Source organism: Janthinobacterium sp. SUN128 (genome assembly GCF_030587275.1).
Taxonomy (GTDB): Bacteria; Pseudomonadota; Gammaproteobacteria; order Burkholderiales; family Burkholderiaceae_D; genus Janthinobacterium; species Janthinobacterium lividum.
The window spans coordinates 2,325,687-2,349,480 of record NZ_JAPWHY010000001.1; the positions used below are offsets into that span (position 1 = coordinate 2,325,687).

At 63.0% G+C, this 23,794-nt stretch carries 19 protein-coding genes; 13 read left to right on the forward strand and 6 right to left on the reverse strand.

What is annotated here, in order from left to right; all coding sequences use genetic code 11:
• Positions 1 to 17: 17 nt before the first annotated feature.
• The gene (glpD, locus tag O3297_RS10545; RefSeq protein WP_305048638.1) at positions 18 to 1,577 is read left to right on the forward strand and encodes a glycerol-3-phosphate dehydrogenase; all 1,560 of its coding nucleotides are present in this window, start codon (positions 18 to 20) and stop codon (positions 1,575 to 1,577) included.
• Complete coding sequence (glpK, locus tag O3297_RS10550) at positions 1,574 to 3,064, forward strand: glycerol kinase GlpK (RefSeq protein ID WP_305048639.1); 1,491 nt, start codon at positions 1,574 to 1,576, stop codon at positions 3,062 to 3,064. Before glpD ends, glpK begins: the two co-directional genes overlap by 4 nt.
• A 181-nt stretch (positions 3,065 to 3,245) precedes the next feature.
• On the opposite strand, the gene alaC is transcribed toward glpK, so the two are convergent.
• Positions 3,246 to 4,463, reverse strand: a complete 1,218-nt coding sequence (alaC, locus tag O3297_RS10555; RefSeq protein ID WP_081345639.1) for an alanine transaminase — start codon at positions 4,461 to 4,463, stop codon at positions 3,246 to 3,248.
• A 310-nt stretch (positions 4,464 to 4,773) separates the two neighbouring features.
• On the opposite strand from alaC, the gene O3297_RS10560 reads away from it, so the two are divergent.
• On the forward strand, positions 4,774 to 5,457 hold the full coding sequence (locus tag O3297_RS10560) for a pentapeptide repeat-containing protein (protein WP_370385392.1): 684 nt from the start codon (positions 4,774 to 4,776) through the stop codon (positions 5,455 to 5,457).
• A 163-nt stretch (positions 5,458 to 5,620) separates the two neighbouring features.
• Here the strand turns inward: O3297_RS10560 and O3297_RS10565 are convergent, their stop codons facing one another.
• Positions 5,621 to 6,835 (reverse strand): MFS transporter, encoded by a 1,215-nt coding sequence (locus O3297_RS10565; protein ID WP_305048640.1) that lies wholly within the window; start codon positions 6,833 to 6,835, stop codon positions 5,621 to 5,623.
• A 114-nt stretch (positions 6,836 to 6,949) separates the two neighbouring features.
• On the opposite strand from O3297_RS10565, the gene O3297_RS10570 reads away from it, so the two are divergent.
• Positions 6,950 to 7,876 carry a LysR family transcriptional regulator gene (locus O3297_RS10570; RefSeq protein WP_305048641.1) on the forward strand — a complete coding sequence of 309 codons (927 nt, stop codon included), beginning with the start codon at positions 6,950 to 6,952 and terminating at the stop codon, positions 7,874 to 7,876.
• A 197-nt stretch (positions 7,877 to 8,073) separates the two neighbouring features.
• Here O3297_RS10570 and O3297_RS10575 read toward each other — a convergent pair whose 3' ends face one another.
• Complete coding sequence (locus O3297_RS10575; protein WP_305048642.1) at positions 8,074 to 10,341, reverse strand: carboxy terminal-processing peptidase; 2,268 nt, start codon at positions 10,339 to 10,341, stop codon at positions 8,074 to 8,076.
• Between the two features lie 520 nt (positions 10,342 to 10,861).
• Between O3297_RS10575 and O3297_RS10580 the strand changes: the two genes are divergently transcribed.
• Positions 10,862 to 12,832: a methyl-accepting chemotaxis protein gene (locus O3297_RS10580; RefSeq protein ID WP_305048643.1), complete on the forward strand. Its 1,971-nt coding sequence runs from the start codon at positions 10,862 to 10,864 to the stop codon at positions 12,830 to 12,832.
• A 49-nt stretch (positions 12,833 to 12,881) separates the two neighbouring features.
• Complete coding sequence (locus tag O3297_RS10585; protein WP_070256715.1) at positions 12,882 to 13,154, forward strand: putative signal transducing protein; 273 nt, start codon at positions 12,882 to 12,884, stop codon at positions 13,152 to 13,154.
• A 13-nt stretch (positions 13,155 to 13,167) separates the two neighbouring features.
• On the opposite strand, the gene O3297_RS10590 is transcribed toward O3297_RS10585, so the two are convergent.
• Positions 13,168 to 13,716: a thymidine kinase gene (locus tag O3297_RS10590; protein ID WP_305048644.1), complete on the reverse strand. Its 549-nt coding sequence runs from the start codon at positions 13,714 to 13,716 to the stop codon at positions 13,168 to 13,170.
• A 304-nt stretch (positions 13,717 to 14,020) separates the two neighbouring features.
• Here O3297_RS10590 and O3297_RS10595 point away from each other — a divergent pair, with 304 nt between their 5' ends.
• Positions 14,021 to 15,412: a pyridoxal-phosphate dependent enzyme gene (locus O3297_RS10595; RefSeq protein ID WP_370385393.1), complete on the forward strand. Its 1,392-nt coding sequence runs from the start codon at positions 14,021 to 14,023 to the stop codon at positions 15,410 to 15,412.
• Complete coding sequence (locus tag O3297_RS10600) at positions 15,409 to 16,590, forward strand: PLP-dependent aspartate aminotransferase family protein (protein WP_305048645.1); 1,182 nt, start codon at positions 15,409 to 15,411, stop codon at positions 16,588 to 16,590. Before O3297_RS10595 ends, O3297_RS10600 begins: the two co-directional genes overlap by 4 nt.
• Positions 16,591 to 16,673: 83 nt before the next feature.
• On the opposite strand, the gene O3297_RS10605 is transcribed toward O3297_RS10600, so the two are convergent.
• Both O3297_RS10605 and O3297_RS10610 read right to left on the reverse strand, forming a co-directional pair.
• On the reverse strand, positions 16,674 to 18,872 hold the full coding sequence (locus O3297_RS10605; RefSeq protein ID WP_305048646.1) for a penicillin acylase family protein: 2,199 nt from the start codon (positions 18,870 to 18,872) through the stop codon (positions 16,674 to 16,676).
• Between the two features lie 26 nt (positions 18,873 to 18,898).
• Complete coding sequence (locus O3297_RS10610; protein ID WP_211550375.1) at positions 18,899 to 19,735, reverse strand: hypothetical protein; 837 nt, start codon at positions 19,733 to 19,735, stop codon at positions 18,899 to 18,901.
• A 112-nt stretch (positions 19,736 to 19,847) separates the two neighbouring features.
• Between O3297_RS10610 and O3297_RS10615 the strand changes: the two genes are divergently transcribed.
• The 5 genes from O3297_RS10615 (at position 19,848) to O3297_RS10635 (ending at position 23,660) form a co-directional block, all read left to right on the forward strand.
• Positions 19,848 to 20,294 carry a DUF2939 domain-containing protein gene (locus tag O3297_RS10615; RefSeq protein ID WP_305048647.1) on the forward strand — a complete coding sequence of 149 codons (447 nt, stop codon included), beginning with the start codon at positions 19,848 to 19,850 and terminating at the stop codon, positions 20,292 to 20,294.
• 125 nt (positions 20,295 to 20,419) lie between these two features.
• Positions 20,420 to 20,923, forward strand: coding sequence for a DUF2939 domain-containing protein (locus O3297_RS10620; RefSeq protein ID WP_305048648.1), 504 nt, complete (start codon positions 20,420 to 20,422; stop codon positions 20,921 to 20,923).
• A gap of 79 nt (positions 20,924 to 21,002) precedes the next feature.
• Complete coding sequence (locus O3297_RS10625) at positions 21,003 to 21,215, forward strand: hypothetical protein (RefSeq protein WP_092605562.1); 213 nt, start codon at positions 21,003 to 21,005, stop codon at positions 21,213 to 21,215.
• A gap of 11 nt (positions 21,216 to 21,226) precedes the next feature.
• On the forward strand, positions 21,227 to 21,622 hold the full coding sequence (locus tag O3297_RS10630; protein WP_305048649.1) for a nuclear transport factor 2 family protein: 396 nt from the start codon (positions 21,227 to 21,229) through the stop codon (positions 21,620 to 21,622).
• 313 nt (positions 21,623 to 21,935) lie between these two features.
• Positions 21,936 to 23,660, forward strand: a complete 1,725-nt coding sequence (locus O3297_RS10635; protein WP_305048650.1) for a methyl-accepting chemotaxis protein — start codon at positions 21,936 to 21,938, stop codon at positions 23,658 to 23,660.
• The last annotated feature ends 134 nt before the right edge of the window (positions 23,661 to 23,794 follow it).

A 23,794-nucleotide genomic window follows, 5' to 3' on the forward strand; every position in this document is an offset into this window, starting at 1 on the left:
TACAAGACGAACCTTCCATGTCCGCTTCCCGCTTTTCCTCCCTGCCCGCCGACTGCGACCTGCTGGTCGTCGGCGGCGGCATCAATGGCGCCGGCATCGCGCGCGACGCGGCCGGCCGCGGCTTGCGCGTGGTGCTGTGCGAACAGCACGACCTGGCGCAGCACACCTCGTCCGCATCCACCAAGCTGATACACGGCGGCCTGCGCTACCTCGAATACTATGAATTCAAACTGGTGCGCAAGGCGCTGCAGGAACGCGAAGTGCTGCTGCGCGCCGCGCCCCACATCATGTGGCCGATGCGCTTCGTCATGCCGCACGACGCCGCCCAGCGCCCCGCCTGGATGATACGCGCGGGTCTGTTCCTGTACGACCACCTGGCCAAGCGGGCCTTCCTGCCCGCCTCGCAAGGCATCGCGCTGGACAAGCACGCGGCGGGCGCGCCGCTGAAGGCCGGCTACCGCAAGGGCTTCGTGTATTCCGACGGCTGGGTCGACGATGCGCGCCTGGTGGTGCTCAACGCGCTCGATGCGCAGGAGCACGGCGCGCACATCCTCACGCGCACGGCCTGCATCGATGCGCGCCGCGATGGCGGCGCCTGGCACGCCACCCTGCAAGCCGAGGATGGCCAGCGCAAGATGCTGCTTGCACGCGCCATAGTCAACGCGGCGGGACCGTGGACGGCGCAATTTGCCGGTGCGGCCGGCGGCGGCAAGACGCAGGGACTGCGCCTGATCAAGGGCAGCCACATCATCGTGCCGCGCCTGTTCGAGCATCCGAACGCCTATATCTTCCAGAACCCGGACCAGCGCATCATCTTCGCCATTCCCTACCAGGATGACTTTACCCTGATCGGCACCACGGACGAGGAATACAAGGGGGAAGTGAGCCAGGTGAAGATCAGCCAGGCGGAGATAGATTACCTGTGCCAGGCGGCGAACCGCTATTTCAAGCGCGAGATCGGCCCCGCCGACGTCGTGTGGACGTATTCGGGCGTGCGCCCCCTGCTCGACGACAGCGCGCAGAACGCGTCGGCCGTCACGCGCGACTACCTGCTGGAAGTGGCGCGCGGCGACGCGGCGACGGGCGCGCCCCTGCTCAATATCTGGGGCGGCAAGATCACTACCTACCGCAAGCTGGCCGAGGAAGCATTGGGCTTGCTGGCGCCCCTGCTGGAGAATGGCGCCCCGGCGTGGACGGCCCACGCGCCCCTGCCCGGCGGCGACCTGCAGCAGGAGAATCGACTGGTGGACAGCCATGATTTCGACGCTTTCCTCGCCCGCTTCCAGCGCGACCACGCCTGGCTGCCGCCCGCGCTGGCGCGCCGCTATGCGCGCGCGTACGGCAGCCGCGCCACGCGCCTGCTGACGGGCGCCGCTTCGATGGCCGACCTGGGCGCGCAGCTGGCGCCCGGCCTGTACGAGGCCGAGGCGTGCTATCTGATCGAAGTGGAATGGGCCAGAAGCAGCGACGACATCCTGTGGCGGCGCAGTAAACTGGGTTTGCGCTGCGCGCCGGCCGACGTGGCCCGCCTGCAGCAGTGGCTGGCGGCCCATCTGGCGCAAGAGGTGGCGGCATGACGTATTTGCTGGCCCTCGACCAGGGCACCTCCAGTTCGCGCAGCATGGTGTTCGATGAAACGGGCGCCATCGTCGCCGTGGCGCAGCGCGAATTTCGCCAGCTCTTCCCGCAACCGGGCTGGATCGAACACGACCCGATGGAAATCTGGCACAGCCAGCTGGCGACCTGCCGCGAAGTACTGGCCAAGACAGGCCTGAAGGCAGATGCCCTCGGCGCGCTGGGCATCACCAACCAGCGCGAGACGACGGTGGTGTGGGACCGCGCCACGGGCGAACCCGTCTACAACGCCATCGTCTGGCAAGACCGCCGCACGGAAGCGCTGTGCGAGGACTTGCGCGCGCGGGGCCTGGCCGGCGCCATCCACGCGAAAACGGGCCTGGTGCTCGACCCGTATTTTTCCGGCACCAAGCTGCGCTGGATACTCGACGCCGTGCCCGGCGCCCGCGCGCGGGCCATGCGCGGCGAACTGGCCTTCGGCACCATCGACACATGGCTGGCATGGAAGATGACGGGCGGCCGCCTGCACGTGAGCGACGTCACCAACGCTTCGCGCACCATGCTGTGGAACCTGCATGAAGGCTGCTGGGATGCCCAGCTGCTCGACTGGCTGGGCATTCCCGCCAGCCTGCTGCCGACCGTCCATCCATCGAGCCACGTGTATGGCGAAACGGATGCGGAAGTGCTGGGCAGCCCCGTCATCATCGGCGGCATCGCCGGCGACCAGCAGGCGGCGCTGTTCGGCCAGACCTGTTTCACGCCGGGCATGGCCAAGAATACCTATGGCACGGGCTGCTTCTTGCTGCTCAACACGGGCGAGCAGTGCGCGCAATCGCAGCATGGCTTGATCAGCACGGCCGCCTGCCAGGTGGGCACGCAGCCCGCGTATGCGCTCGAAGGCAGCGTCTTCATCGGCGGCGCCGTGGTGCAGTGGCTGCGCGACGGCCTGGGCGCCATCGGCCACGCGGGCGAAGCGGAAGGCCTGGCCGCCTCCGTGCCCGATTCGGGCGGCGTGGTCTTCGTGCCCTCGTTTACAGGCCTGGGTGCGCCGTACTGGGTGCCATCGGCCAAGGGCGCCATCCTGGGCCTGAGCCGGGGAAGCACGGTGGGCCACATCGCCCGCGCGGCACTCGAAGCGATCGCCTTCCAGAGCGCCGCCCTGCTGGATGCCATGACGCGCGACGCGCAAGCGCCCATCACCGAACTGCGCGTGGACGGCGGCGCCTGCGCCAACAACCTGCTGCTGCAATTCCAGGCCGACCTGCTGGGCATCCCCGTGGTACGCCCGCAAGTGATTGAAACGACCGCCCTGGGGGCGGCCTATCTGGCGGGCCTGGCCATCGGCCAGTACCGTGGCGTGGAAGAGCTGGCGTCGCACTGGCGCGCCGACAGGACGTTCTTGCCCACCATCGGCCGCGACCAGGCAGGCAGCCTGATGCAGCAGTGGGAGGTGGCGGTACGGCGGTTTGCGGGAAATGGGGAGGGATAGCCAATATAACAGGCAAAAAAAAGCCCGCTGCAGGAGCGGGCTGAATCTATTTCCTTGGAGGAAGATAGAGGAGACAGATGAATGATGCCGCGTTGCAGCATATAAAACCACTTTATATTCGTGATGTCAGAAATACGCAACGGTGATATTAAGGGCAACGAAGAATTCCATGTGGCAACTTTTATGCTGCCGCTTCCGTTTTCCCGTCGCCAGAACGCAACATATTCTTGATGCCTCGCAACGCTTGCCGTACCCTCGCCTCGTTTTCGATCAGGGCGAAGCGCACGTATTCGTCGCCGTATTCGCCGAAGCCGATGCCGGGCGACACGCTGACCCTGGCTTTTTGCAGCAGCAGCTTGGCGAACTCCAGCGATCCCAGGTGGCGGTACGCTTGCGGGATATGCGCCCAGATATACATCGAGGCCTTCGGTTTTTCCACCATCCAGCCCGCTTCATGCAAGCCTTTCACCAGCACGTCGCGGCGGCGCTGGTATTGGGCGCAGATTTCCGTCACGCAGCTCTGGTCGCCTTCCAGCGCGGCGATGGCCGCCACCTGCACGGGCGTGAAACTGCCATAGTCGTGGTAGCTCTTGATGCGCGCCAGGGCCGCCACCAGTTCCGCATTGCCCACCATGAAACCAATGCGCCAACCCGCCATGTTGTAGCTTTTCGACATGGTGAAAAATTCCACGGCCACGTCGCGCGCGCCGGGCACCTGCATGATGGATGGCGCCTTCCAGCCATCGAACGTGATGTCGGCATACGCCAGGTCATGCACCACCAGAATATTGTGCTGTTTCGCCAGCGCGACGACCCGTTCAAAGAATTCCAGCTCCACGCATTGCGCGGTCGGGTTGGATGGGAAGCCCAGCACCATCATCTTCGGCTTCGGGTAGCTTTCGCGGATCGCCCGTTCCAGCTCGGCAAAAAAATCCACGCCCGGCCCCATGCGCACGGAGCGGATGTCGGCGCCCGCGATGACGGCGCCCCAAATGTGGATCGGATAGCTGGGATTCGGCACCAGCACCGTGTCGCCACGGTCGAGCGTCGCCAGCATCAGGTGCGCCAGGCCCTCTTTCGAGCCGATGGTGACGATGGCTTCGCTGTCCGGGTCGATGTCGACCTCGTAGCGCTTCTTGTACCAGTGTGCAATGGCGCGGCGCAAACGGGGAATACCTTTTGATGCGGAATAGCCGTGCGTGTCGGGGCGTTTCACCGTCTCGACCAGCTTGTCCACGATGTGGGCCGGCGTGGCGCCATCGGGATTGCCCATCGACATGTCGATGATGTCCTCGCCACGGCGGCGCGCGGCCATCTTGAGTTCGGCGGTGATATTGAAAACGTAGGGGGGAAGGCGATTGATGCGCGAAAAGCTGCGCGGAGCTTGGCTGTCGGTCATGGTTATCTCTGTACGTAAGCGCCCGGATCCGTCCGAGCGACGTTGGCGCAGTGGCTGCACCTGCAACGATACTAACCCGAGCTTGCGCAAACTGGCAAGGCCGATTCGGACGCGCTACAATACGCGCTGATCGAAAATGAGCGCACCGGTTGGTAACCCGGTAAGTGCCTGGCACCGTCCAGCATGCTCCCGCCCACGCGGACCCACGGCGCTGACCCTTGGCTGTTACACCAGCCGGGGAGGTGTTCTGGTTCGTGCATCTTTCCGCCGCGCCATCCCTCCCCTGCTTTCTATTTTAGGAATGAGACGGATGGCAACACACGACACCGCAGTAACTGGCATGACCCTGGACCGGACCGGCATCGAGCAGCAGCTGGCCCTGCCCGTGCGCCACTTCATCGATTGCGCGTTCGACGGCGAAGATTTGTCGCGCCTCGATTTGCAAGGCTGCACCTTCGAGCGCTGCACCTTTGCCGACACCAATATGTTCGCCAGCAAGCTGGCGCGCAGCACGTGGCGCCGCTGCCGCGCGGGCAGCGCCGATTTCGAATCCGTCGATGCCGTCGATGCCAGCTTCGAAGGCTGCGACCTGAACAACACAAAATGGCGGCGCGCCAAGCTGGCTTCGGCCACCTACCGCGGCTGCAAGCTGACGGGCGCCTCGTTCGAGGAAGTGGCCCACCTGGGCCTCACCTTCGAGGACAGCCTGCTGGTGGGCGCCGATTTGCGCGGCTTTTCGTTCCGCAAGGCGATACTCAAACAGCTGGATTTTTCCGACGCCTACCTGGCCGGCTGCGATTTCCGCGACGCCGTCTTCGAAGGCGGCAGCCTGCGCAACGCCACGATCAAGCTGGCGAAGTTCCAGGGCGCAGACCTGCGCGGCGCCGATATCGACGGTTTCAAATTGAACGAAGCGGCGCTGCTGAAGGGCGCCGTCATCACGCATGCGCAGGCGGCCAACTTCATGCGGGCGCTCGATCTGGTGGTGATTTAATCTGAACAGGCAAAAAAAAGCCCGCTGCGGGAGCGGGCTGAATCTATTTCCTTGGAGGAGATAGAGGAGACAAGTGCATCTTGCGGCATCGCGGCATATCACGCCACTTTATCTTCATGATGATAGAAATACCTGTCAGTGATAACGAGGCGCCATCAGGGTTTCACGCCGTGCGGCGTGTGGCTTGCGGCAGAAATTCTCCCAGCCACACCAGCAGGGCCAGGCCCGGAAACGCCATGCCTGTCAGCAAGGTCGCTTGCCAGCCATAGCTGGCGTACACCCAGGCACCGATGGCCGAGCCGGCCGCGCCGCCGGCAAAGAACAGGGCGAAATACAGGCCATTCAGGCGGCCCCGCACTTCCGCGCCCAGGCTGAAGATGGCGCGCTGTCCCAGCACCAGGTTGGCCGCCACGCCCATGTCGAGCACGATGGAAGCGACCACCAGCAGCCCCAGCGCCACATGCTTTGACTCCGGCGCCAGCATCGGCAAGGCAAAGGCGACGATGCCCAGCGCCAGCGCAGCGGCCGTGGCCGGCAAGGTGTGGCCCGCATCGGCCAGACGGCCGGCGATGGGCGAAGCGACGGCGCCTGCCATGCCCACCAGGGCAAAGATGGCGATACCCGTTTGCGACAGGCCGAACGCGGGGCTGGACAGCACCAGTGGCGTGACGGTCCAGAACAGGCTGAAGGCGCCAAACAGGCCAGCGTGATAGGCGGCGCGGCGGCGCAGCACGGGCGTGCCGAGCAGCAAATGCCACAAGGACGCCATCAAGGCCGGATAGCGCATGTTCGACACGGGCTGGCGCACGGGCAAGGCGCGGCGCAGCACCAGCGCCAGCAACACCATCAGCACGGCGGCGCCGCCAAACACCACATGCCAGCTGGCATGGGCCGCCACCAGCGAGGCCACGGGACGGGCCAGCATAATGCCCAGCAACAAGCCGCTGACCACCTTGCCCACCGTCTGCCCTCGCGTCGCTTCCTGCGACAGGTGGGCGGCAAACGGCACGATCACTTGCGCCGCCACGGAACCGAGGCCGATAGCCAGCGCGGCAGCCAGGAACACGATGGCACCCGTGGAAAGGGCCGCCACCACCAGGGCCGTGGCCGTCACCAGCAAGGCAGTGATGATCAGGCGACGGTTTTCCAGCAAGTCGCCCAGCGGCACGACAAACAGCAGGCCCAGGGTATAGCCGACCTGCGTCAGGGTGACGATCAGCCCGGCCGCCTTGGCCGACAGGCCAGTCGAAGCGCTGATCGGCCCGACGAGGGTTTGTGCGTAATACAGATTGGCGACGATCAGGCCGGAAGCGATGGCCAGCAGCAGCACCATGGCGGGCGCAATGTAGTGGGGAGCAGAAGGTGAGGCCTTGTTCATGTTGTTTCCTCGGTTCGATAGGGATGTCGCTATTTTATGCAAAGCCGGGGCAAAGATAATTAGGGCATAATCGCCCTACACTTTTCACATAATATGAACAATGAAAGCTATCCCATGGACAAGATCAAGGCCATGCAGACCTTCGTGCGCATCGTCGAGGCCAACAGTTTTTCCAAGGCGGCCGAAACCTTGAATTTGCCGCGCGCCGCGCTGACGGCCACCCTGCAAAAGCTGGAAGCCTACCTGGGCACGCAACTGCTGCAGCGCACCACGCGCCGTTTGTCCCTCACGCCGGAAGGTGCCGAGTACTTTCACCATTGCCTCGATATCCTGAAAGCCGTCGACACGGCGGAACTGGCCTTCCGTGGCCCTGACGCGAAAAAACCCCGCGGCTTGCTGCGCATTAACCTGCCCAATACGGTGGGCCGGCGCCTGATCATTCCCCATATCGCGCAATTCCACGCCGCCTGGCCAGACGTGCAATTGCAGCTGAGTCTGACAGACCGCCTGGTCGACCTGACGCAGGAAGGCATCGATTGCGCCTTGCGCGTGGGCACCTTGCAAGATTCCGCCTTCATCGGCAAGCAGGTCGGCCTGATGCGCTTCGTCACCTGCGCGTCCCCTGCTTACCTGGCGCGGCACGGCACGCCGCACACCCTGGCCGACCTGGCCGTGCACCGGGGCATCATGCATTACTCGGGCCGCACGGGGCGCGCCTTCGATTGGGATTTCCTGCAAGGCAAGGAGGTCGTGCGCGTGCAGATGGCCGGCCCCATCGCCGTCAACGACGCGGACGCCAGCGTCGATTGCGCCCTGCAAGGGTTGGGTCTGGCCCAGGTGGCCATGTACCAGGTACGCGCGCATCTCGACAGTGGCTCCCTGGTGGCCGTGCTGCCCGGCTGTTCGCCGACGCCGATGCCCATGTCCCTGCTGACGCCGCAAGGCCGATTGGCCACGCCCAAGCTGCAGGCGTTTGCCGGCTGGATCACGGCCCTGCTGGCTGCCCAGCCCGACGTGCAACTGCCCACGCACAAAATCTGAGGCAAAAAAAAGCCCGCTACAAAGAGCGGGCTGAATCTATTTTCTTGGAGGAGAATAGAGGAGACAAGTGAATTATGCTGCATCGCGGCATATCAATCCAATTGATTGTTGGAATGATAGAAATACACCAGACAGATAACTGATGGCGAAAAAAAACCGGCTCCGCAAGGAACCGGTTTTTTACTGCGTGAAAAGCCTTACTTCGCCGCCGTCACCGGTGTTGCCTTGGTATCCGCGCCATACGGCAAGACCTTGGACGCCAGGCGGGTATCGGCCTTGATCAGTGCCACTTCGTCGGCCAGGATGCGCGCCGCTTCGTTCAGCAGCACGTCCTTGGCGCTCTTCGCGGCCGTTTCAGCGTCCAGTTCCGCGCTCAGGGCCCGTTCGTCGCCCTGCAAGCCGTCGTCGGTGCGCAAGGCGCCTTTCACGGCGGCAATCTGCTTGGCCGCCTTGTTGGCCGCTTTCGCGCCCTTCAGCACGTCTTTCGGATCAGGAATGACCACCAGGTCGTCGGCAGGGTTCGAAATCTGCGCGATCAGGCGTTTTTCACGGGCCTTGGCGCGCGCTTCCTGGGCATCGCGCTCCTTGCGGCGCACGGTTTCATTGAGCGAAATCTGGTTTTCCTTGCGCTGCTTGACGACGAGGGCGATGTCATCGAGCAAATACTGGAAATCCTTGTCCTTGGCCACGCGCGCATCATGCTTCTTGTCCAGCAGCGGCACGATGTCCTTCAGGTCGCCCGTCGGCATGTAGGGCGCCGGCTTGATGGCCACCCATGGCAGGGCATTGTCATAGCTCGATTCGCCGAAGTTTTCCGCGTCCGACATGGCTGGCAGCTTGATGTCAGGCGTGACGCCGCGCAACTGCGTGGTGCCGCCATTAATGCGGAAGAACTGGGCGATGGTCATTTTCAGCTCGCCGAAACGGGCTTTCTCGCTGCCGCCAAAACGGTCGAGGTTGAACAAGGTCTGCACCGTGCCCTTGCCGAAGCTGCCTTCGCCGATGATCACGCCACGGCCGTAGTCCTGCACGGCGGCGGCGAAAATCTCGGAAGCCGATGCCGAGCCGCGGTTGATCAGCACGCCCATCGGGCCGTCCCAGGCCAGGCCGGCGCTGGTATCGCTTTCCACTTCGACCTTGCCTTCGGCGTTGCGCTGCATCACGACAGGGCCCTTGTCGATGAACAGGCCCGTCAGTTCGACGGCTTCATTCAGCGATCCGCCGCCATTGTTGCGCAAGTCGATCAGGACGTTGTCGACCTTGTCCTTCTTCAACTCGGCCAGCAAGCGGCTGACGTCGCGCGTGGCGCTTTTGAAGTCCTTGTCGCCACGGCGGCGCGCTTCGAAGTCCTGGTAGAACGTCGGCAGGGAAATGACGCCGATGCGGCGCTTGACGCCGTTCTCGCGCACTTCGATGATCGATTTCTTCGCCGCCTGCTCTTCCATGCTGATTTTCTTGCGCACCAGCGGCAAGACCACGTGCTTGGCGTCCGGGCCGGCGTCGGCCGGCAGGATGTCGAGGCGCACCACGGAATCCTTGGCGCCGCGGATCAGCTGCACCACATCGTCGATGCGCATGCCCAGCACTTCGGTGATGGGGCCGCTTTCGCCCTGCCCCACGCCGACGATACGGTCGCCCACTTTCAGCTTGCCCGACAAGCCGGCCGGGCTGCCCGGCACGACTTCGCGCACCACCGTGTATTCGTCGCGCGTCTGCAGCACGGCGCCGATGCCTTCGAGCGACAGCCGCATGGCGATGTCGAAGTTGTCCGAAGCGCGCGGACCCAGGTAATTGGTATGCGGTTCGATCGACATGGCGTAGGAGTTCATGAAGATCTGGAACACGTCTTCGCTGTTGAGCTTGCGCGCACGGGTCGTGTAGCTCTCATAGCGCTTGTCCAGCGTCTCGCGGATGGCCTTGTCTTCCTTGCCCGCCAGTTTCAGGCGCAGCCAGTCGTTCTTGACGCGCTTGCGCCACAGGTCCCGCACTTCCTCGTCGTTCTTCGGCCAGGCGGCCTTTTCGCGGTCGAGCTGGTAGCTCTCATCGGCCGTGAAGTCGAACTTGGTTTTCAGCAATTCACGCGCATACGCCATGCGCTCGTCGAAACGCTGCTGGTACAGGTTATAGATGGCAAACGGCGCCGTCAGGTCTTCATTGATGATGGCGTCATCGAGCTTGGTGCGCAAGGGCGCGAAACGGTCGATGTCGGCCTGCACGAAAAACAGCTTTTCCGCGTCCAGGGACTTGAAATAGCGGTCGAAGATCTTCTCCGACATGGCGTCGTCGAGCGGCATGGCCTTGTAATGGACGCGCGTCAATACGCGCGATGCCCACAAGGCGGCCTGCGTTTGCTGGGCCAGCGGCTTCATGGGTAGCGGAGGAGCGGCGCTCTTGTCCGTCTGGGCTGCGCCAGCGTGGGCTGACAGGGCAAGCACCAGGGTGACCAGCATCATTTGCTTCTTCATCGGCTTCTCCGAAAATTAGTTGAATCAATTCCAGGCGGCGCAGCCATGCATGCGCCAGCCAGCAAGACAGTAAGGGGAATACACGACTGGTCTGCATATTATTCTACAGGATACGGCCTGGCAGTCTCCCATGGAATATCAGTTTCTTCCTGGAAGCTTAAACGCGAATTAAAGGCGGCGTCTCATTCATTACAAAGTGAAACATTCGTGAGAAAAATTACATCGCCCCTCGGTGCCAAAGATCAAACGCGCCATTGAAATCAAAAAAGTCAATAGGCCGTTTTTATTATCCTTGATACGGATGATGTTTTTACGCGAAAAATTGATTCCTGCGGGAAACACTTAGTAACAAAACGCAAGCAACATGCTATCATCGCGCCCTGAAATCCAGCTTGCCTGTGCGCGGCTCCCAACGCCGGCGCGCCTCAGTTTCAACAGTATTCCCCACCAGATCACCTCCCCGCGTGTCATGTCATGACCAGGAATGGCCGAGCTGATTACCCTTTGCCAGACTCACACTATGCCTACAAAATCATTCTCCCCCCGCCACTGGAGTGTCGGCGGCAAGATCACCATTTTTACCTTTGCCCTGGTCAGCCTGATCCTCGCCAGCCTGACGACCTTGATCAGCATCCGCACCTCGGCTGCGCTGGAACAGCGCGCCGAAGCGGCCGTCACCAGCGAACTCAATAGCGTCATGACCACCACGGAAGTGTTTCACACGGCCATGGTCAACGAGGCGGCCAGCTTCGCGCGCCTGTTCGCGGCCGAATTTCCCGGCCCGTTCACGGTCGACGCGGGTGCCATGGTGGCCGTGGCCGGCAAGGCCACGCCCGCCCTGGCCAACGGCGGCAAGGTGCTCAACCTCGACACGGTCGTGGTCGACCGCTACACGGCGCAAACGGGCGTGATCGCCACCATTTTTGCCGCCAATGGCGATGAATTCGTGCGCATCAGCACCTCGCTGAAAAAGCAGGATGGCGAACGGGCCATCGGCACGCAGCTCGACCACAACCACCCCAGCTATGCACCGCTGCGCGCCGGCCAGCGCTTCGTTGGCATGGCCACCTTATTTGGCAAGCAATATATTACCCAGTACGATCCCGTGCGCGATGCGGGCGGCAAGGTGGTCGGCGTGCTGTTCATCGGCCTGGACATCAGCAAGAATCTGGCCATGCTGAAAGAGAAGATTCGCCAGGTCAAGATCGGCCAGACGGGCTATATCTATATCGTCGACACGGCCCCCGGCGCCAACTACGGCCACCTGGTGCTGCACCCGAACAGCGAAGGCAAGAGCGCGCTCGAGTTCAAGGCCAGCGACGGCCGCCTGTTCATCCAGGAAATGCTGGCGCAAAAAGACGGCGCCATGCGCTACACGTGGACGGCGCCGGGCGAAACGGCGGCCCTCGCGCGCGAAAAGCAGCTGTTTTACCGTCAATTCAAGGATTGGCAATGGATCATCGCGGGCGGCACGTTTACGGACGAAATCACCCTGGAAGCGCGCCAGATGCGCAACCAGCTGGCCATTTCCGGCTTCATCGCCCTGCTCGTCTTCGCCCTGCTGCTGTACTGGCTGGTGCGCACCCTCGTGTCGCGCCCGCTGGCCGCCGCCGAAACGGCCGCCGCGCAGATTGCCGCCGGCGATCTGACGGTGCACCTCGATACCAGCAGCCTGGACGAAATCGGCCGCCTGCTGCTCGCCATGAACCGCATCAGCGACAACTTGTCGCAAGTGGTCAGCAATGTGCGCGGCAGCGCCGGGCAGATCGCCACGGCATCCGGTGAAATCGCCAGCGGCAACCTGGACTTGTCGAGCCGCACGGAGCAGCAAGCCAGTTCGCTGGAAGAAACAGCCGCGTCAATGGAAGAGCTCAGTTCCACCGTGCGCCAGAACGTCGACCATGCCCAGCAGGCAAGCCGGCTCGCGCACGACTCCTCCAGCCTGGCAGCAGAAGGCGGCGCCGCCGTGGCGCAAGTGGCCAGCACCATGGATGCCATCCGCAGTTCCTCGGGCAAGATCGCCGACATCATCGGCGTCATCGACGGCATCGCCTTCCAGACGAATATCCTGGCCTTGAACGCGGCCGTGGAAGCGGCGCGCGCCGGTGAGCAGGGACGCGGCTTTGCCGTCGTCGCCACCGAGGTGCGCACCCTGGCGCAGCGCTCGACGGCAGCGGCGAAAGACATCAAGGACCTGATCCAGGCATCCGCCAGCACGGTGGACCTGGGCCACGCGCAAGTGAACCAGGCCAGCGCCACCATGGACACCGTGGTTGCCAGCGTGCAGCAAGTGAGCACCATCATGGCCGAAATCGCGCAGGCAAGCGAAGAGCAGCGCAGCGGCATCGAGCAAGTCAACCAGGCCATCGCCCAGATGGACCAGGTAACCCAGCAGAATGCGGCCCTGGTGGAAGAAGCGGCCGCGGCGGCCGACGCCTTGCAGGAGCAGGCGCAGGAGCTGAACCAGGTGGTAGGCGTGTTCAAGCTGTAAAAGCGGGTCCGGTGCTAAGATGGCGCATACCACCGCGCCAGGAGAGACCATGCACGACGACTACGTTTTAATTGCCCGGCTGATGATCCCCACGGATGCGCACGTCATCCGCGGTTGCCTGGCGGCGGCCGGCATCGACGTGCTGCTGACGGACGACCAGCACATGCAGGCCGACATGCTGCTGGCAGCCGCCATCGGCGGCGCCCGCGTGCTGGTGCGCGAACACGACGTGGCGCGCGCCAATGACATCCTCGCCGCTTTCGAGCGGGGCGATCTGGCGCTGGCGGACGATGCCGATGTAGGCGCGCCCGTCGCCGAATAATTTACGAGTAGATTTACGAGTAGAAACAGCGCCCGCATGCCTGGCGGTAACTCTCGTTGCCGCCAATGCTGATCTGTTCGCCTTCCTTGATGCGGCGGCCCTGCTCATCCACGCGGATGTTCATCGTGGCCTTCTTGCCGCAAGTACAGATATTCTTCAATTCCTCGATATCGTCGGCCAGCGCCAGCAGATAGGCCGAGCCGGGGAACGGCTCGCCCTTGAAATCCGTGCGCAAGCCGTAGCAGATGACGGGCACGCCCTTCACTTGCGCCAGCTGGTGCAGCTGCTGCACCTGGGCCGTGCTGAGAAATTGCGCCTCATCCACCAGCAAACAGGCGACCTGGGGGATATCGTCGAGGAAATTCGTGTCGGCATGGAAGATATCGACCTGGCGCTGCGGACCCAGGCGCGAAGTCACTCTACCCACGCCGTAGCGGCTGTCGATGGCGGCCGTGTACAGGCGTACCCGCTGGCCCTGCTCTTCATAGTTGTGCGCGACCTGCAACAAGGCCGTCGACTTGCCCGCGTTCATCGCGGAATACCGGAAATAAAGTTTTGCCACTGCCGCCTGCCCTGTTTGTCTGGTTTTCAGGATACTGTTTAGTTCCTTTTCGAGGCGTGATTATAAATCGCAATGGCGGGCTTGCGGCAGCTTAATAGTCGCGTCATTGGTGCGGCAAGCGGGAAAAAAACGGCGCATACTCGAAGCGCGCACGCTGTTGCCGCGCTGCAGCCGATATGCGCAAAGCGCATATGCAAGCATGCAAACATTCGTTCGCCGCACTCGTCCACCCGCCTACACTGCGCGGCACGGAAGGCGGCTCGGGACACAATCCCGGGCGGCTGTTTCTCTGACAGGAGCCACCATGAATGATCGAATGCCATCCCCACCCCAGCCGCCAGCGCTATACAAGCTGATCGGCAATACCCCGCTGGTCGAAGTGACCAGGCTCGACACGGGCCTGTGCCAGCTGTTCCTGAAACTGGAATCGCAAAATCCCGGCGGTTCCATCAAGGACCGCATCGGCCTGTCCATCATCGAAGCGGCCGAAGCCGACGGCCGCCTGCAGCCGGGCGGCACCATCGTCGAGGCAACGGCCGGCAACACGGGCATCGGCCTGGCGCTGGTCGGCCGCATCAAGGGCTACCGCGTGATTCTCGTCGTGCCCGACAAGATGTCGACGGAAAAAGTGCTGCACCTGAAAGCCCTGGGCGCGGAAGTGCACACCACGCGCTCGGACGTGGGCAAGGGCCATCCCGAGTACTACCAGGATTACGCGGCGCGCCTGGCGCGCGAACTGCCGGGCGCCTTCTTTGCCGACCAGTTCAACAATCCCGCCAATCCGCTGGCCCACGAAACGACGACGGCGCCCGAAATCTGGGAGCAAAGCGGCCATGACGTGGACGCCATCGTCGTCGGCGTCGGCTCATCCGGCACCCTGACGGGCCTGACGCGCTATTTCCGCAAGGCGCAGCCGAAGCTGGAATTCGTGCTGGCCGACCCGCAAGGCTCCATCCTCACCGAATACATCGACACGGGCAAGGTATCGGACACAAGCGGCTCGTGGGCCGTCGAAGGCATCGGCGAAGACTTCATCCCCTCGATCGCCGACATGGACAGCGTCACCAAGGCCTACACCATCAGCGACCAGGAAAGTTTTGATTCCGCGCGCGCCCTCTTGCGCGCCGAAGGCATCCTCGGCGGCTCGTCCACCGGCACGTTGCTGGCCGCCGCCCTCAAATACTGCCGCGAACAGACCACGCCGAAGCGCGTCGTCACCTTTGTCTGTGACACGGGAACGCGCTATCTATCCAAAGTCTATAACGATGGCTGGATGCGCGACCAGGGCTTGTTGCAGCGGGCCGTGTCGGGCGACTTGCGCGACCTGATCGGGCGCCGCTACGACGAGGGCGATGTCGTCAGCGTGGCGCCGGGCGACACCCTGCTGACGGCCTTCAACCGCATGCGTGCCAGCGACCTGGCCCAACTGCCCGTCATCGATGGCGGCCAGCTGGTCGGCATTATCGACGAATCGGACTTGCTGCTGCACGTCTCGGGCGACGCCGCCCATTTCGCGGGTCTGGTGGGCGCCACCATGACGACGCAGATCGAAACCCTGGCGCCCTCAAGCGGCTTGCCCGCCCTGCGCACCACCCTGGACCGGGGCTTGACGGCCGTCGTCGCCGACGATACTGCCTTCTATGGCCTGATCACCCGCTTCGACCTTCTCAACCACTTACGCAGGACACTATCTTGAGCCAGCACATTCCCCGCAAAAGCCGCCTCGCCACGCGCGTCATCCACGCCGGCCAGTCGCCCGACCCGTCGACGGGCGCCATCATGCCGCCCATATACGCCACCTCCACCTTCGTGCAGGACAGCCCCGGCGTGCACAAAGGCCTCGACTACGGCCGCTCGCACAATCCCACGCGCTGGGCGCTCGAGCGCTGCGTGGCCGACCTGGAAGGCGGCAGCGCCGCCTTCGCGTTTGCCTCGGGCCTGGCCGCCATCTCGTCCGTGCTGGAATTGCTGGATGCGGGCAGCCATATCGTCGCCGGCGACGATATGTACGGCGGCACGTATCGATTGTTCGAGCGGGTGCGCCGCCGCTCGGCCGGCCATGAGTTCACGTATGTCGATTTGACGAATCCGGAAAACCTGCTGGCCGCGCTGCGCCCGGAAACGAAAATGGTGTGGGTGGAAACGCCCACCAACCCGATGCTGAAACTGGCGGATTTGCGGGCGATTGCCGACATCTGCCGCGCACGGGGCATCATCGCCGTGGCGGATAACACCTTCGCCAGCCCGCTGGTGCAGCGCCCGCTGGAACATGGCTTCGACATCGTCGTGCACTCGACCACCAAGTATTTGAACGGCCATTCGGACATCATCGGCGGCATCGCCATCGTCGGCGCGGAAGAGCGCCAGGCGGAGTGGCGCGAGCAGCTGGGCTTTTTGCAAAACTCGGTGGGCGCGATTGCGGGGCCGTTCGACAGCTTCCTCGCCCTGCGCGGCGTGAAAACCCTGGCCATCCGCATGCAGCGCCATTGCGAAAGCGCCCTGGCGCTGGCGCAGTGGCTGGAGCAGCAAAAGGAAGTGCGCAAGGTGTTTTATCCGGGGCTGGAATCGCACCCGCAGCATGCGCTGGCGCGGCGCCAGATGGATGGTTTCGGCGGCATCATTTCCATCGACCTCAATACGGATCTGGCCGGCGCGCGGCGCTTCCTCGAACGCTGCGAGGTGTTCGCCCTGGCCGAAAGCCTGGGCGGCGTGGAAAGCCTGATCGAACACCCCGCCCTGATGACGCATGCCAGCATCCCGCCCGAACAGCGGGCAAAACTGGGCATAGGCGACGGCTTGATCCGCCTGTCGGTGGGCATCGAAGACATCGAAGACCTGCGGCATGACTTGCGCACGGCGCTCGACGCGATTTGATATTTCAGATCAACCCAGGACCAGTACCGTAGGTCGGATTAGCGAAGCGTAATCCGACACATTGTTGCCATGAACAGCAACGTTCACTCCCCCGGCCGGTACCTGCGTTCCAGGTGCCTGGCCACGTCCTCGGGATAAAACAGCACCTCCTTGAATTCGCCGCGCGCATACATGGCCGCCTGGTCCTGGAAGTGGGGCGACTTCGGGGCGCCGCTCTGGCCGCCGGCGAGGATGCTTTTCGCCTTGATGCGGGGGCCGAATTCCACGGCCGCCACAAAGCTGTTGCCACGCTCGCCGTAGATCCTCCGCGTGGTGCTCTTGCTGCTCTGCCCATAAGCGGCCAGCGCGCCCCAGTTGCCCGACGCGTAAGGCACGGGCAAGCTCGGTTGCGCATCGTCGAATGGCTGCACCACGTCGCCTGTCAGGCGCTGGTAGCGGTTGATCTCGCCCCACGGCGTTTGCCAGTTGCCGAAATCGCGCCGCAGCTTATCGGCGGCACTGGCCAGTGCCGCCAGCCGCTGGTCGGCCGGGACCCTGTCCGTCGCCAGAAAATCGACCACGGGCACGCCCTGCTCGCGCGCCTGCTTGCCTGCCAGCTCGGCCAGCTCCTGGCCCCAGAACACGGCCAGCGAGGTGGCGGTGGACGTCAGCGAATAGCGCCAGTCCCAGGCACGCAGCAAAGCCACCTTGTCGGCCAGCGCCAGCTTTTGCGGCGAATTCTCCGGTAGCGCATCGTACGCCGCGAACAACGGCGGCAGCAAGGATTCGAACGCCGTCAGTTCGCTGTCGTACGAGGCGGCGATCAGGCTGTCCAGGGTAAAACCCGTCCTGTTCTGGAAAACCTTGACGGCATGCAGGCCGCGCGCGTTTTCGCCATACACGGACATGTAGGCGGGATAGTCGTGCTGGCGCGGGCTGTTGGCGCCGGCCGCCGAATACGGCCAGTTGTTCGTGTTCTGGATCCAGCCATTCTTCGGATTGAACAGGGTGATGGTTTGCGCCACCGTGTGCAGCCCTTTCCATTCCGTGGCGGGGTCGCGGCCATCGACAGGCTGCTTCCAGTTGAAGCGCGGGTCACGCACGGGGATGAAATTGCCGTGAAAATAGGCGATATTGCCATCCGCATCCGCATACACCGTATTGTTCGACGAATTCGTGCGCAGCTCCATCGTCTTGTAGAACGCCGCGTAATCGCGCGCCTTGGTGCGCGTGTACGACTGCATGAGCGCCTTCAACGGCTCGTTCATCAGGCGCACGGCCACCCATTTACCGTCCAGCGCGCGCACGATGGGGCCGTGGTGGCTGTAGTAGACGGTGATGGTTTTGGCGCCCATGCCGCCATCGGCCAGTCTATATGGCAAGGTGATGGGCACGGCCTTCAAGGGACGCAGCCCGCCGTCATAGCGGTAGAACCATGCGCCATCCCGGTCGACGATGCTTTCCAGGTATTCGTCGATGACATCGCCGCCGCCCGAGGTATGCATCCAGCCGAGACGGTCGTTAAAACCCTGGTAGACAAAGAACTGGCCCCAGGTGACGGCGCCATACGCGTTCAAGCCTTCGCCGCTGGTGACTTGCACTTCGGGGCGGAAGTAGAACGAGGTGTGCGGATTGATCATCAGCAGCGCATGGCCGTTTTTCGTGATGGCGGGCGCGATGGCGAAGCCGTTCGAGCCGCTGGGTTCAGGATCCAACCCGGTCTCGATGCTGGCCAGCGCCACGGCGGCAGGCCTGGCTTGCTGGCCATAGAACGCTTCGAGCTGCGCCAGGTTGACCGATTCGATATCGCCGCCGATGCTGCCCTCGCTGAAGCTCAAGGCCATCCACGGCTCGAAATGCGCGATCAACCGCGGTTTGACGTGCGGATGCGTGGCCAGGTAAAAATTCAGGCCATCGGCAAAGGCGTCCATCAGCTTGCGCAGCCACGGCGGGCTGGCGCGGTACTGCGCCTGCAAGTCGGCTGGCTCGATGAAGAGCTTCATGCGCAGGTCGCGGTACAGTTCCCGCTCGCCCTCCACTTCCGCCAGGCGCCCCATGGCGTTGATGTAATTGAGTTCCACGCGGGGGAAATCGTCCTCGGCCTGCGCATACATCAGGCCAAAGACGGCATCCGCATCGCTCTTGCCCGTCACATGGGGCACGCCCCACGTGTCGCGCGCGATGCTGACATTGACGGCCTGCGCCTGCCAGCGGGCCATGTCGGGACTGGATGCCGCCAGCACGGGAGGAACGGCAACGATGCCGCAGGCGATGGCGGCGAATAGGGTACGGCTATGCAGCATGCACTACTCCAGAATCAAGTCGGCAATCAGGATGCATCGATCAGCGCGGCGATGCGCTGGTTCAATTCGGTATTTTCCGCCTGCAGTTGCGCCACTTTCTGTTTCAGGCTGGCGATCTCGCCGCGCAGGCGCTCCGCTTCGGACGGCGCCTGGGCCGCGTTCTCCGCCCACGGCTCGTTGCCCGTTTCCGGCGTGTCCTGCGATACATGAACCTTCGGCTCGCGCGGCGTGCGCGTGGCGGCGCGCTGTTCGCGGATTTCCTTGGCCGCCTGGCGCAATAATTTCTTGCCGCCGGCGACGGCCGCCACCTGCTCTTCCGGCGGCAGGGACGCCACGGTGGCCGCCGCATTGATGGAAATCGTGCCCGAGCGGACGGCTTCCACCAGTTCCGGCGAAGCGGCCTTCTGGATCTTCTCGATCTGGCTGATCTGGTTGCTGCTCAATCTCGCCGCCTTGGCCACCTCTTCGCGCGTGCTCATGGCCGGCTTCGGCGCGTTTTCGCCGTCCGGCGCATCCTGGGCACTGACGGGCGCCGGGCTGCGCGCGGCGACGATTTCCTTCTTGCGCAGGGCCAGCACGCCGCGCTGGAAGTCCGACACGCTGCGGCGCGCCAGGTGATTGTCGATCATCCACAGCATGACGTCGTCGAGCGAGGTAAAGCTGGTGTTCTGGATGGTCTTGAATTCGATGCCGTGCTGGCGGCAGATGGCGTAGCGGTTATGCCCGTCGATCAGCACGTCGTTCCACAGCACCAGCGCATCGCGGCAGCCTTCGGCCAGCAGGCTGCGCTCGAGCGCCGCGTATTCGCTGACGGTAAGCGGATCGATATACGACTGCAGCACCTGATTGATAGTGATATTCATGGTTGTCCTCAATATTGCGGCGCGATGGTCCGCGCCGGCACGAATGCTACACCATCCGTCACCCCTGGCCGGGTAAAATCACGGCGGCACAGCTCATACAAAAACACGGACCATGAAAAGAAAGTACGCCACCGCCATCATTTTTACCGTTGCCGCCATCGGCTTCACCTGGGTCAGCCCCTATATCGCCATGTACCGCATCAGCATCGCGGCGAAATCCGTGCGCCTGGAAACCCTGGCGCAGCAGGCCGACCTGCCCGCCGTGCGCGCCAGCGTGGCGCGCCAGTTGCGGGCGGCCGGCGAAACGGCCAACGAAGACGATTTCAAGGAAATACTCGACACCATCGTCTCGCCGCCCGGCATTACGGTATTGATCCTGCACGGCAAGCAGGGGGCGGACGGCAAGCGCCACGACTTTGGCATGGCCTACCGCTCGTGGAACGAAGTGGTGCTGCGGCGCAGCGGCGCCGGCCCCGCCGCCAGCCAGTTTTTGCTGCGCCGCCATGGCATCTGGGACTGGAAACTGACGGACATTACCTTGCCGCCAGAATTACTCTGACGAAACTTGATCTAAAACAACACTTACCTAAACTACCATATTGATTTTGGGAAATATTATGTAGAATGCCAACACTTCAGGCGCACCGGGTCGCCAGGCATCCAAAAGATTGCACAATGAAAAGAATGATGCTTCTTGCTGTAGTGGCACTGGTCGCGCTGGCCGGCGTTTTCTATGGCAGCCCGTATTTCACCATGAACAAGATACGCACGGCCACGATGGACGAGGATACGCAGGCCCTGGCCGCGCATATCGACCTGCCCCAGCTGCGCGGCAGCCTGGGGCAGCAACTGCATGCCCTGTTCTCGGCGCCGGAAGTGGCCGACGATATCAGCCCCGACGTCATCGACCCTTTGCTCGATACCATGCTGATGCCCGAGGGCATCGTCGCCTTGATGAAGCTCAATGACCGCTATGAAAAACCGATCGCCAAGGTCAGCGATATCAGCGGCCGCAAGCGTACTACCAAACCCGACTACAAACTGCGCTACACCTCCTGGGATAGCGTCGTGGTGCAGCGCGCGCACAGCAAAAGCCATATCGGCGAGCTGACCCTGGCGCGCGACGGCCTGTGGCACTGGAAGCTGGTGTCGGTGGCCCTGCCGAAAAACCTGCTGGCCGACACGTAAGGCACCAGGCCCGCGTAGCGGCAAACCAGCGGCGGCGCGACACTGCTATCATCGGGTTTTGATTTCCAACGGAGGCAACATGTCAGACTTGGTACAACACGCCCTGACCCACGCGGGCAAACCGGCCACCACGCCGTGGGTGGTGACCCTGACCAGCGGTGAGAAACTCACCGGCCCCATTTCCCCGCTCAGTGACGGCTGCTATGCCATCGGCCTGGGACAAATCAAGTATTTTTCCAGCGACAAGGTCGCCTGCCTGAATGTATCGGGCGCCGGCGCGTTTCCCATCTGAAGACCTTGGCAATGGACCGCACGCAGGACAGTCCGCAAGGCAACGCACACCTGGCGGCGCAGTTGCAGGCGCTGGAAGCGGCGCTGCAAAGCCAGGCGGTGCGGGCTGACAGCACCAGGCTGGCAGCTCTGCTGGCCGACGAGTTCTTCGAATTCGGCAGCTCGGGCAATCTCTGGACGCGCGCGGCGACCTTGGCAGATCTGCCGGCAGAAGATTTTTGCCTGCGCAGCATCAGCGATTTCCAGGCCCGCTTGCTGGCCGAGGATGTTGCCTTCGTTACCTACCGCTCGCAGCGGCACGCCAGCAGCGCCCTACCCGCGAGCGCCAGCTTGCGCAGTTCGCTGTGGAAGTGGCGCGATGGCCGCTGGCAAATGGCGTTTCACCAGGGCACGCCGATTCCCGGCTGATCCGCCTCCCTTGGGACGCGTCTCCTATGCCCGCTCCACAGGCGCGGGAACAAGCCGCGCATGTCGAAAAGTTGTTTTTTGGTCCGTAAAATCTCATTGATTTACTGAATTTTTTATTTAAAAATGATTTTAATAAATAAAACAAATTAATTATTTAAATCAGTTTTCAAGTAACGCGATCCTCACACCACGAATCCGTGTTCTGGATAGAGAAGCACTGCGCAGGCCACGATTCGTTGCCAGGCAATCGCCTGCCCTCGTCCCGCGCAAGCCCCCTTTCTAATCGTCACCACGTATTTTTGGGAGAGACATCATGGATAAATTCACCGTACGCACCCAGCTCACTCTGGCTTTCGGCCTGCTGGTCTTTTTCCTCATCGGCATCTCGATCTTGTCCGTGCGCAGTTTTTCCACCTTCAACACCGGCTTTGACCAGTATGTCAACGGCATCACGGCCCGCGCCAATACGGCGCACCGCGTGCGTGACGCGATCGACATGCGTGCCGTGGCGGCCAGGAACCTGGTACTCGTCACCAAGCCGGAAGACCTGGAAATCGAACGCAGGCAGGTCTTGCAGGCGCACGCCGATGTCGTCAAGAACATGCAGCAGCTGCTGCAGCTGGCACAGCAGCCGGAGGTATCGGACGAGGTGCGCGCCATCATCAACAAGATCGACAGTATCGAAAAACGCTATGCTCCCGTGGCGCTAGGCATCGTGGACCTGGCGCTGCAAAAGAAAACCGAACAAGCCATCGTCAAGATGAACGAGGAATGCCGCCCGCTGCTGGCCGCCCTCGTCGCCGCCAGCAATGAATATTTCGCCCTGACGGACCAGCGCTCCGCTCTCATCCTGCAGGAAGACAACGAACGCTACATTCTCAACAGGAATATCCTGATCGGCGCCAGCTTGCTGTCCATCGTGCTGGCGGCCCTGGCGGGTTGGCTCATCACGCGTCACCTGCTCAAGGCGCTGGGCGCCGAACCGAAACAGCTGTGCGACGCCGTCAGCCTGCTTGCCGCCGGCGACCTGACAGGAAAACTCAGCGTCGCTCCGAACGATAGTGTCAGCGTGCTGTCCGCGCTGCAGCGCATGCAGATATCGCTGACTTCGGTTGTGTCCTCCGTCCGCCAGGATTCCGACACGGTAGCCCTTGCCGCTGCGGAAATTTCCACCGGCAATAGCGACCTGTCGCTACGCACGGAACAGCAAGCCAGTTCACTGGAAGAAACCGCTTCCTCGATGGAAGAACTCACCAGCACCGTACGCAAGAATGCGGAAAATGCCCGCGAAGCCAATGTGCTGGCCACGACCGCATCGGACGTCGCCAGCAAGGGCGGCGCCGTGGTGGGACAAGTGATGGGCACCATGGACCTGATCAGCGAATCGTCGCGCAAGATTGTCGACATCATCAGCGTCATTGACGGCATCGCCTTCCAGACCAATATCCTGGCCCTGAATGCCGCCGTGGAAGCGGCGCGTGCCGGTGAACAGGGCCGCGGCTTCGCCGTCGTGGCCACCGAAGTGCGCGGCCTGGCCCAGCGCAGCGCCAGCGCGGCCAAGGAAATCAAGACGCTGATCGACGATTCCGTGAGCCGCGTCGATGCGGGCGCCAGGCTGGCGGCGCAAGCGGGTACGACGATGTCCGAGGTGGTCGCCAGTGTCGCCCGCGTCAGCAACATCATCGCTGACATCACGATGGCCAGCCAGGAACAGACCACCGGCATCGAGCAGATCAATCAGGCGGTGGCCCAGATGGATAGCGTCACGCAACAAAACGCGTCGCTGGTGGAAGAAGCGGCGGCGGCGGCCGAATCCCTGCGCGACCAGGCCAGCCACCTGGTGCAGACGGTGAGCATCTTCAAGACGCACGACGACCATGTGGCGGCGCCCACGCCAGCATCAGCGCGCGCCAGCCGCAAGCCGCTGCGCCTGGTGCCGGCCCCGGCCAGCAGCACCGTCAAGCGCCAGGCAGCGCCGGCAAAACACCGTGCGGCGCAAGCGGAAACCGTGACGGCCGGCGATTGGGAAGAGTTTTAAGCGTTAAACCGATATGGGCATGCCGCCACGCATGCCCCCGTGACGCGCGCAGGAGATAGCCGCCACCGGCACCGTCCCCTGTCGCGCAGCAACAACACGCCCTTGCCGAAAAAATCCGCGGCAGCTGTTGTATT

Excerpts from the sequence above, each read along its gene's own strand:
- O3297_RS10580 (WP_305048643.1), top strand. The coding sequence starts at position 10,862 with ATGCCTACAAAATCATTCTCCCCCCGCCACTGGAGTGTCGGCGGCAAG.
- O3297_RS10585 (WP_070256715.1), top strand. The coding sequence starts at position 12,882 with ATGCACGACGACTACGTTTTAATTGCCCGGCTGATGATCCCCACGGAT.
- O3297_RS10560 (WP_370385392.1), top strand. The coding sequence starts at position 4,774 with ATGGCAACACACGACACCGCAGTAACTGGCATGACCCTGGACCGGACC.
- O3297_RS10615 (WP_305048647.1), top strand. The coding sequence starts at position 19,848 with ATGAAAAGAAAGTACGCCACCGCCATCATTTTTACCGTTGCCGCCATC.
- O3297_RS10605 (WP_305048646.1), bottom strand. The coding sequence starts at position 18,872 with ATGCTGCATAGCCGTACCCTATTCGCCGCCATCGCCTGCGGCATCGTT.
- alaC (WP_081345639.1), bottom strand. The coding sequence starts at position 4,463 with ATGACCGACAGCCAAGCTCCGCGCAGCTTTTCGCGCATCAATCGCCTT.
- O3297_RS10630 (WP_305048649.1), top strand. The coding sequence starts at position 21,227 with ATGGACCGCACGCAGGACAGTCCGCAAGGCAACGCACACCTGGCGGCG.
- glpK (WP_305048639.1), top strand. The coding sequence starts at position 1,574 with ATGACGTATTTGCTGGCCCTCGACCAGGGCACCTCCAGTTCGCGCAGC.
- O3297_RS10610 (WP_211550375.1), bottom strand. The coding sequence starts at position 19,735 with ATGAATATCACTATCAATCAGGTGCTGCAGTCGTATATCGATCCGCTT.
- O3297_RS10570 (WP_305048641.1), top strand. The coding sequence starts at position 6,950 with ATGGACAAGATCAAGGCCATGCAGACCTTCGTGCGCATCGTCGAGGCC.
- O3297_RS10565 (WP_305048640.1), bottom strand. The coding sequence starts at position 6,835 with ATGAACAAGGCCTCACCTTCTGCTCCCCACTACATTGCGCCCGCCATG.
- O3297_RS10625 (WP_092605562.1), top strand. The coding sequence starts at position 21,003 with ATGTCAGACTTGGTACAACACGCCCTGACCCACGCGGGCAAACCGGCC.
- O3297_RS10595 (WP_370385393.1), top strand. The coding sequence starts at position 14,021 with ATGAATGATCGAATGCCATCCCCACCCCAGCCGCCAGCGCTATACAAG.
- O3297_RS10575 (WP_305048642.1), bottom strand. The coding sequence starts at position 10,341 with ATGAAGAAGCAAATGATGCTGGTCACCCTGGTGCTTGCCCTGTCAGCC.
- glpD (WP_305048638.1), top strand. The coding sequence starts at position 18 with ATGTCCGCTTCCCGCTTTTCCTCCCTGCCCGCCGACTGCGACCTGCTG.
- O3297_RS10620 (WP_305048648.1), top strand. The coding sequence starts at position 20,420 with ATGATGCTTCTTGCTGTAGTGGCACTGGTCGCGCTGGCCGGCGTTTTC.
- O3297_RS10635 (WP_305048650.1), top strand. The coding sequence starts at position 21,936 with ATGGATAAATTCACCGTACGCACCCAGCTCACTCTGGCTTTCGGCCTG.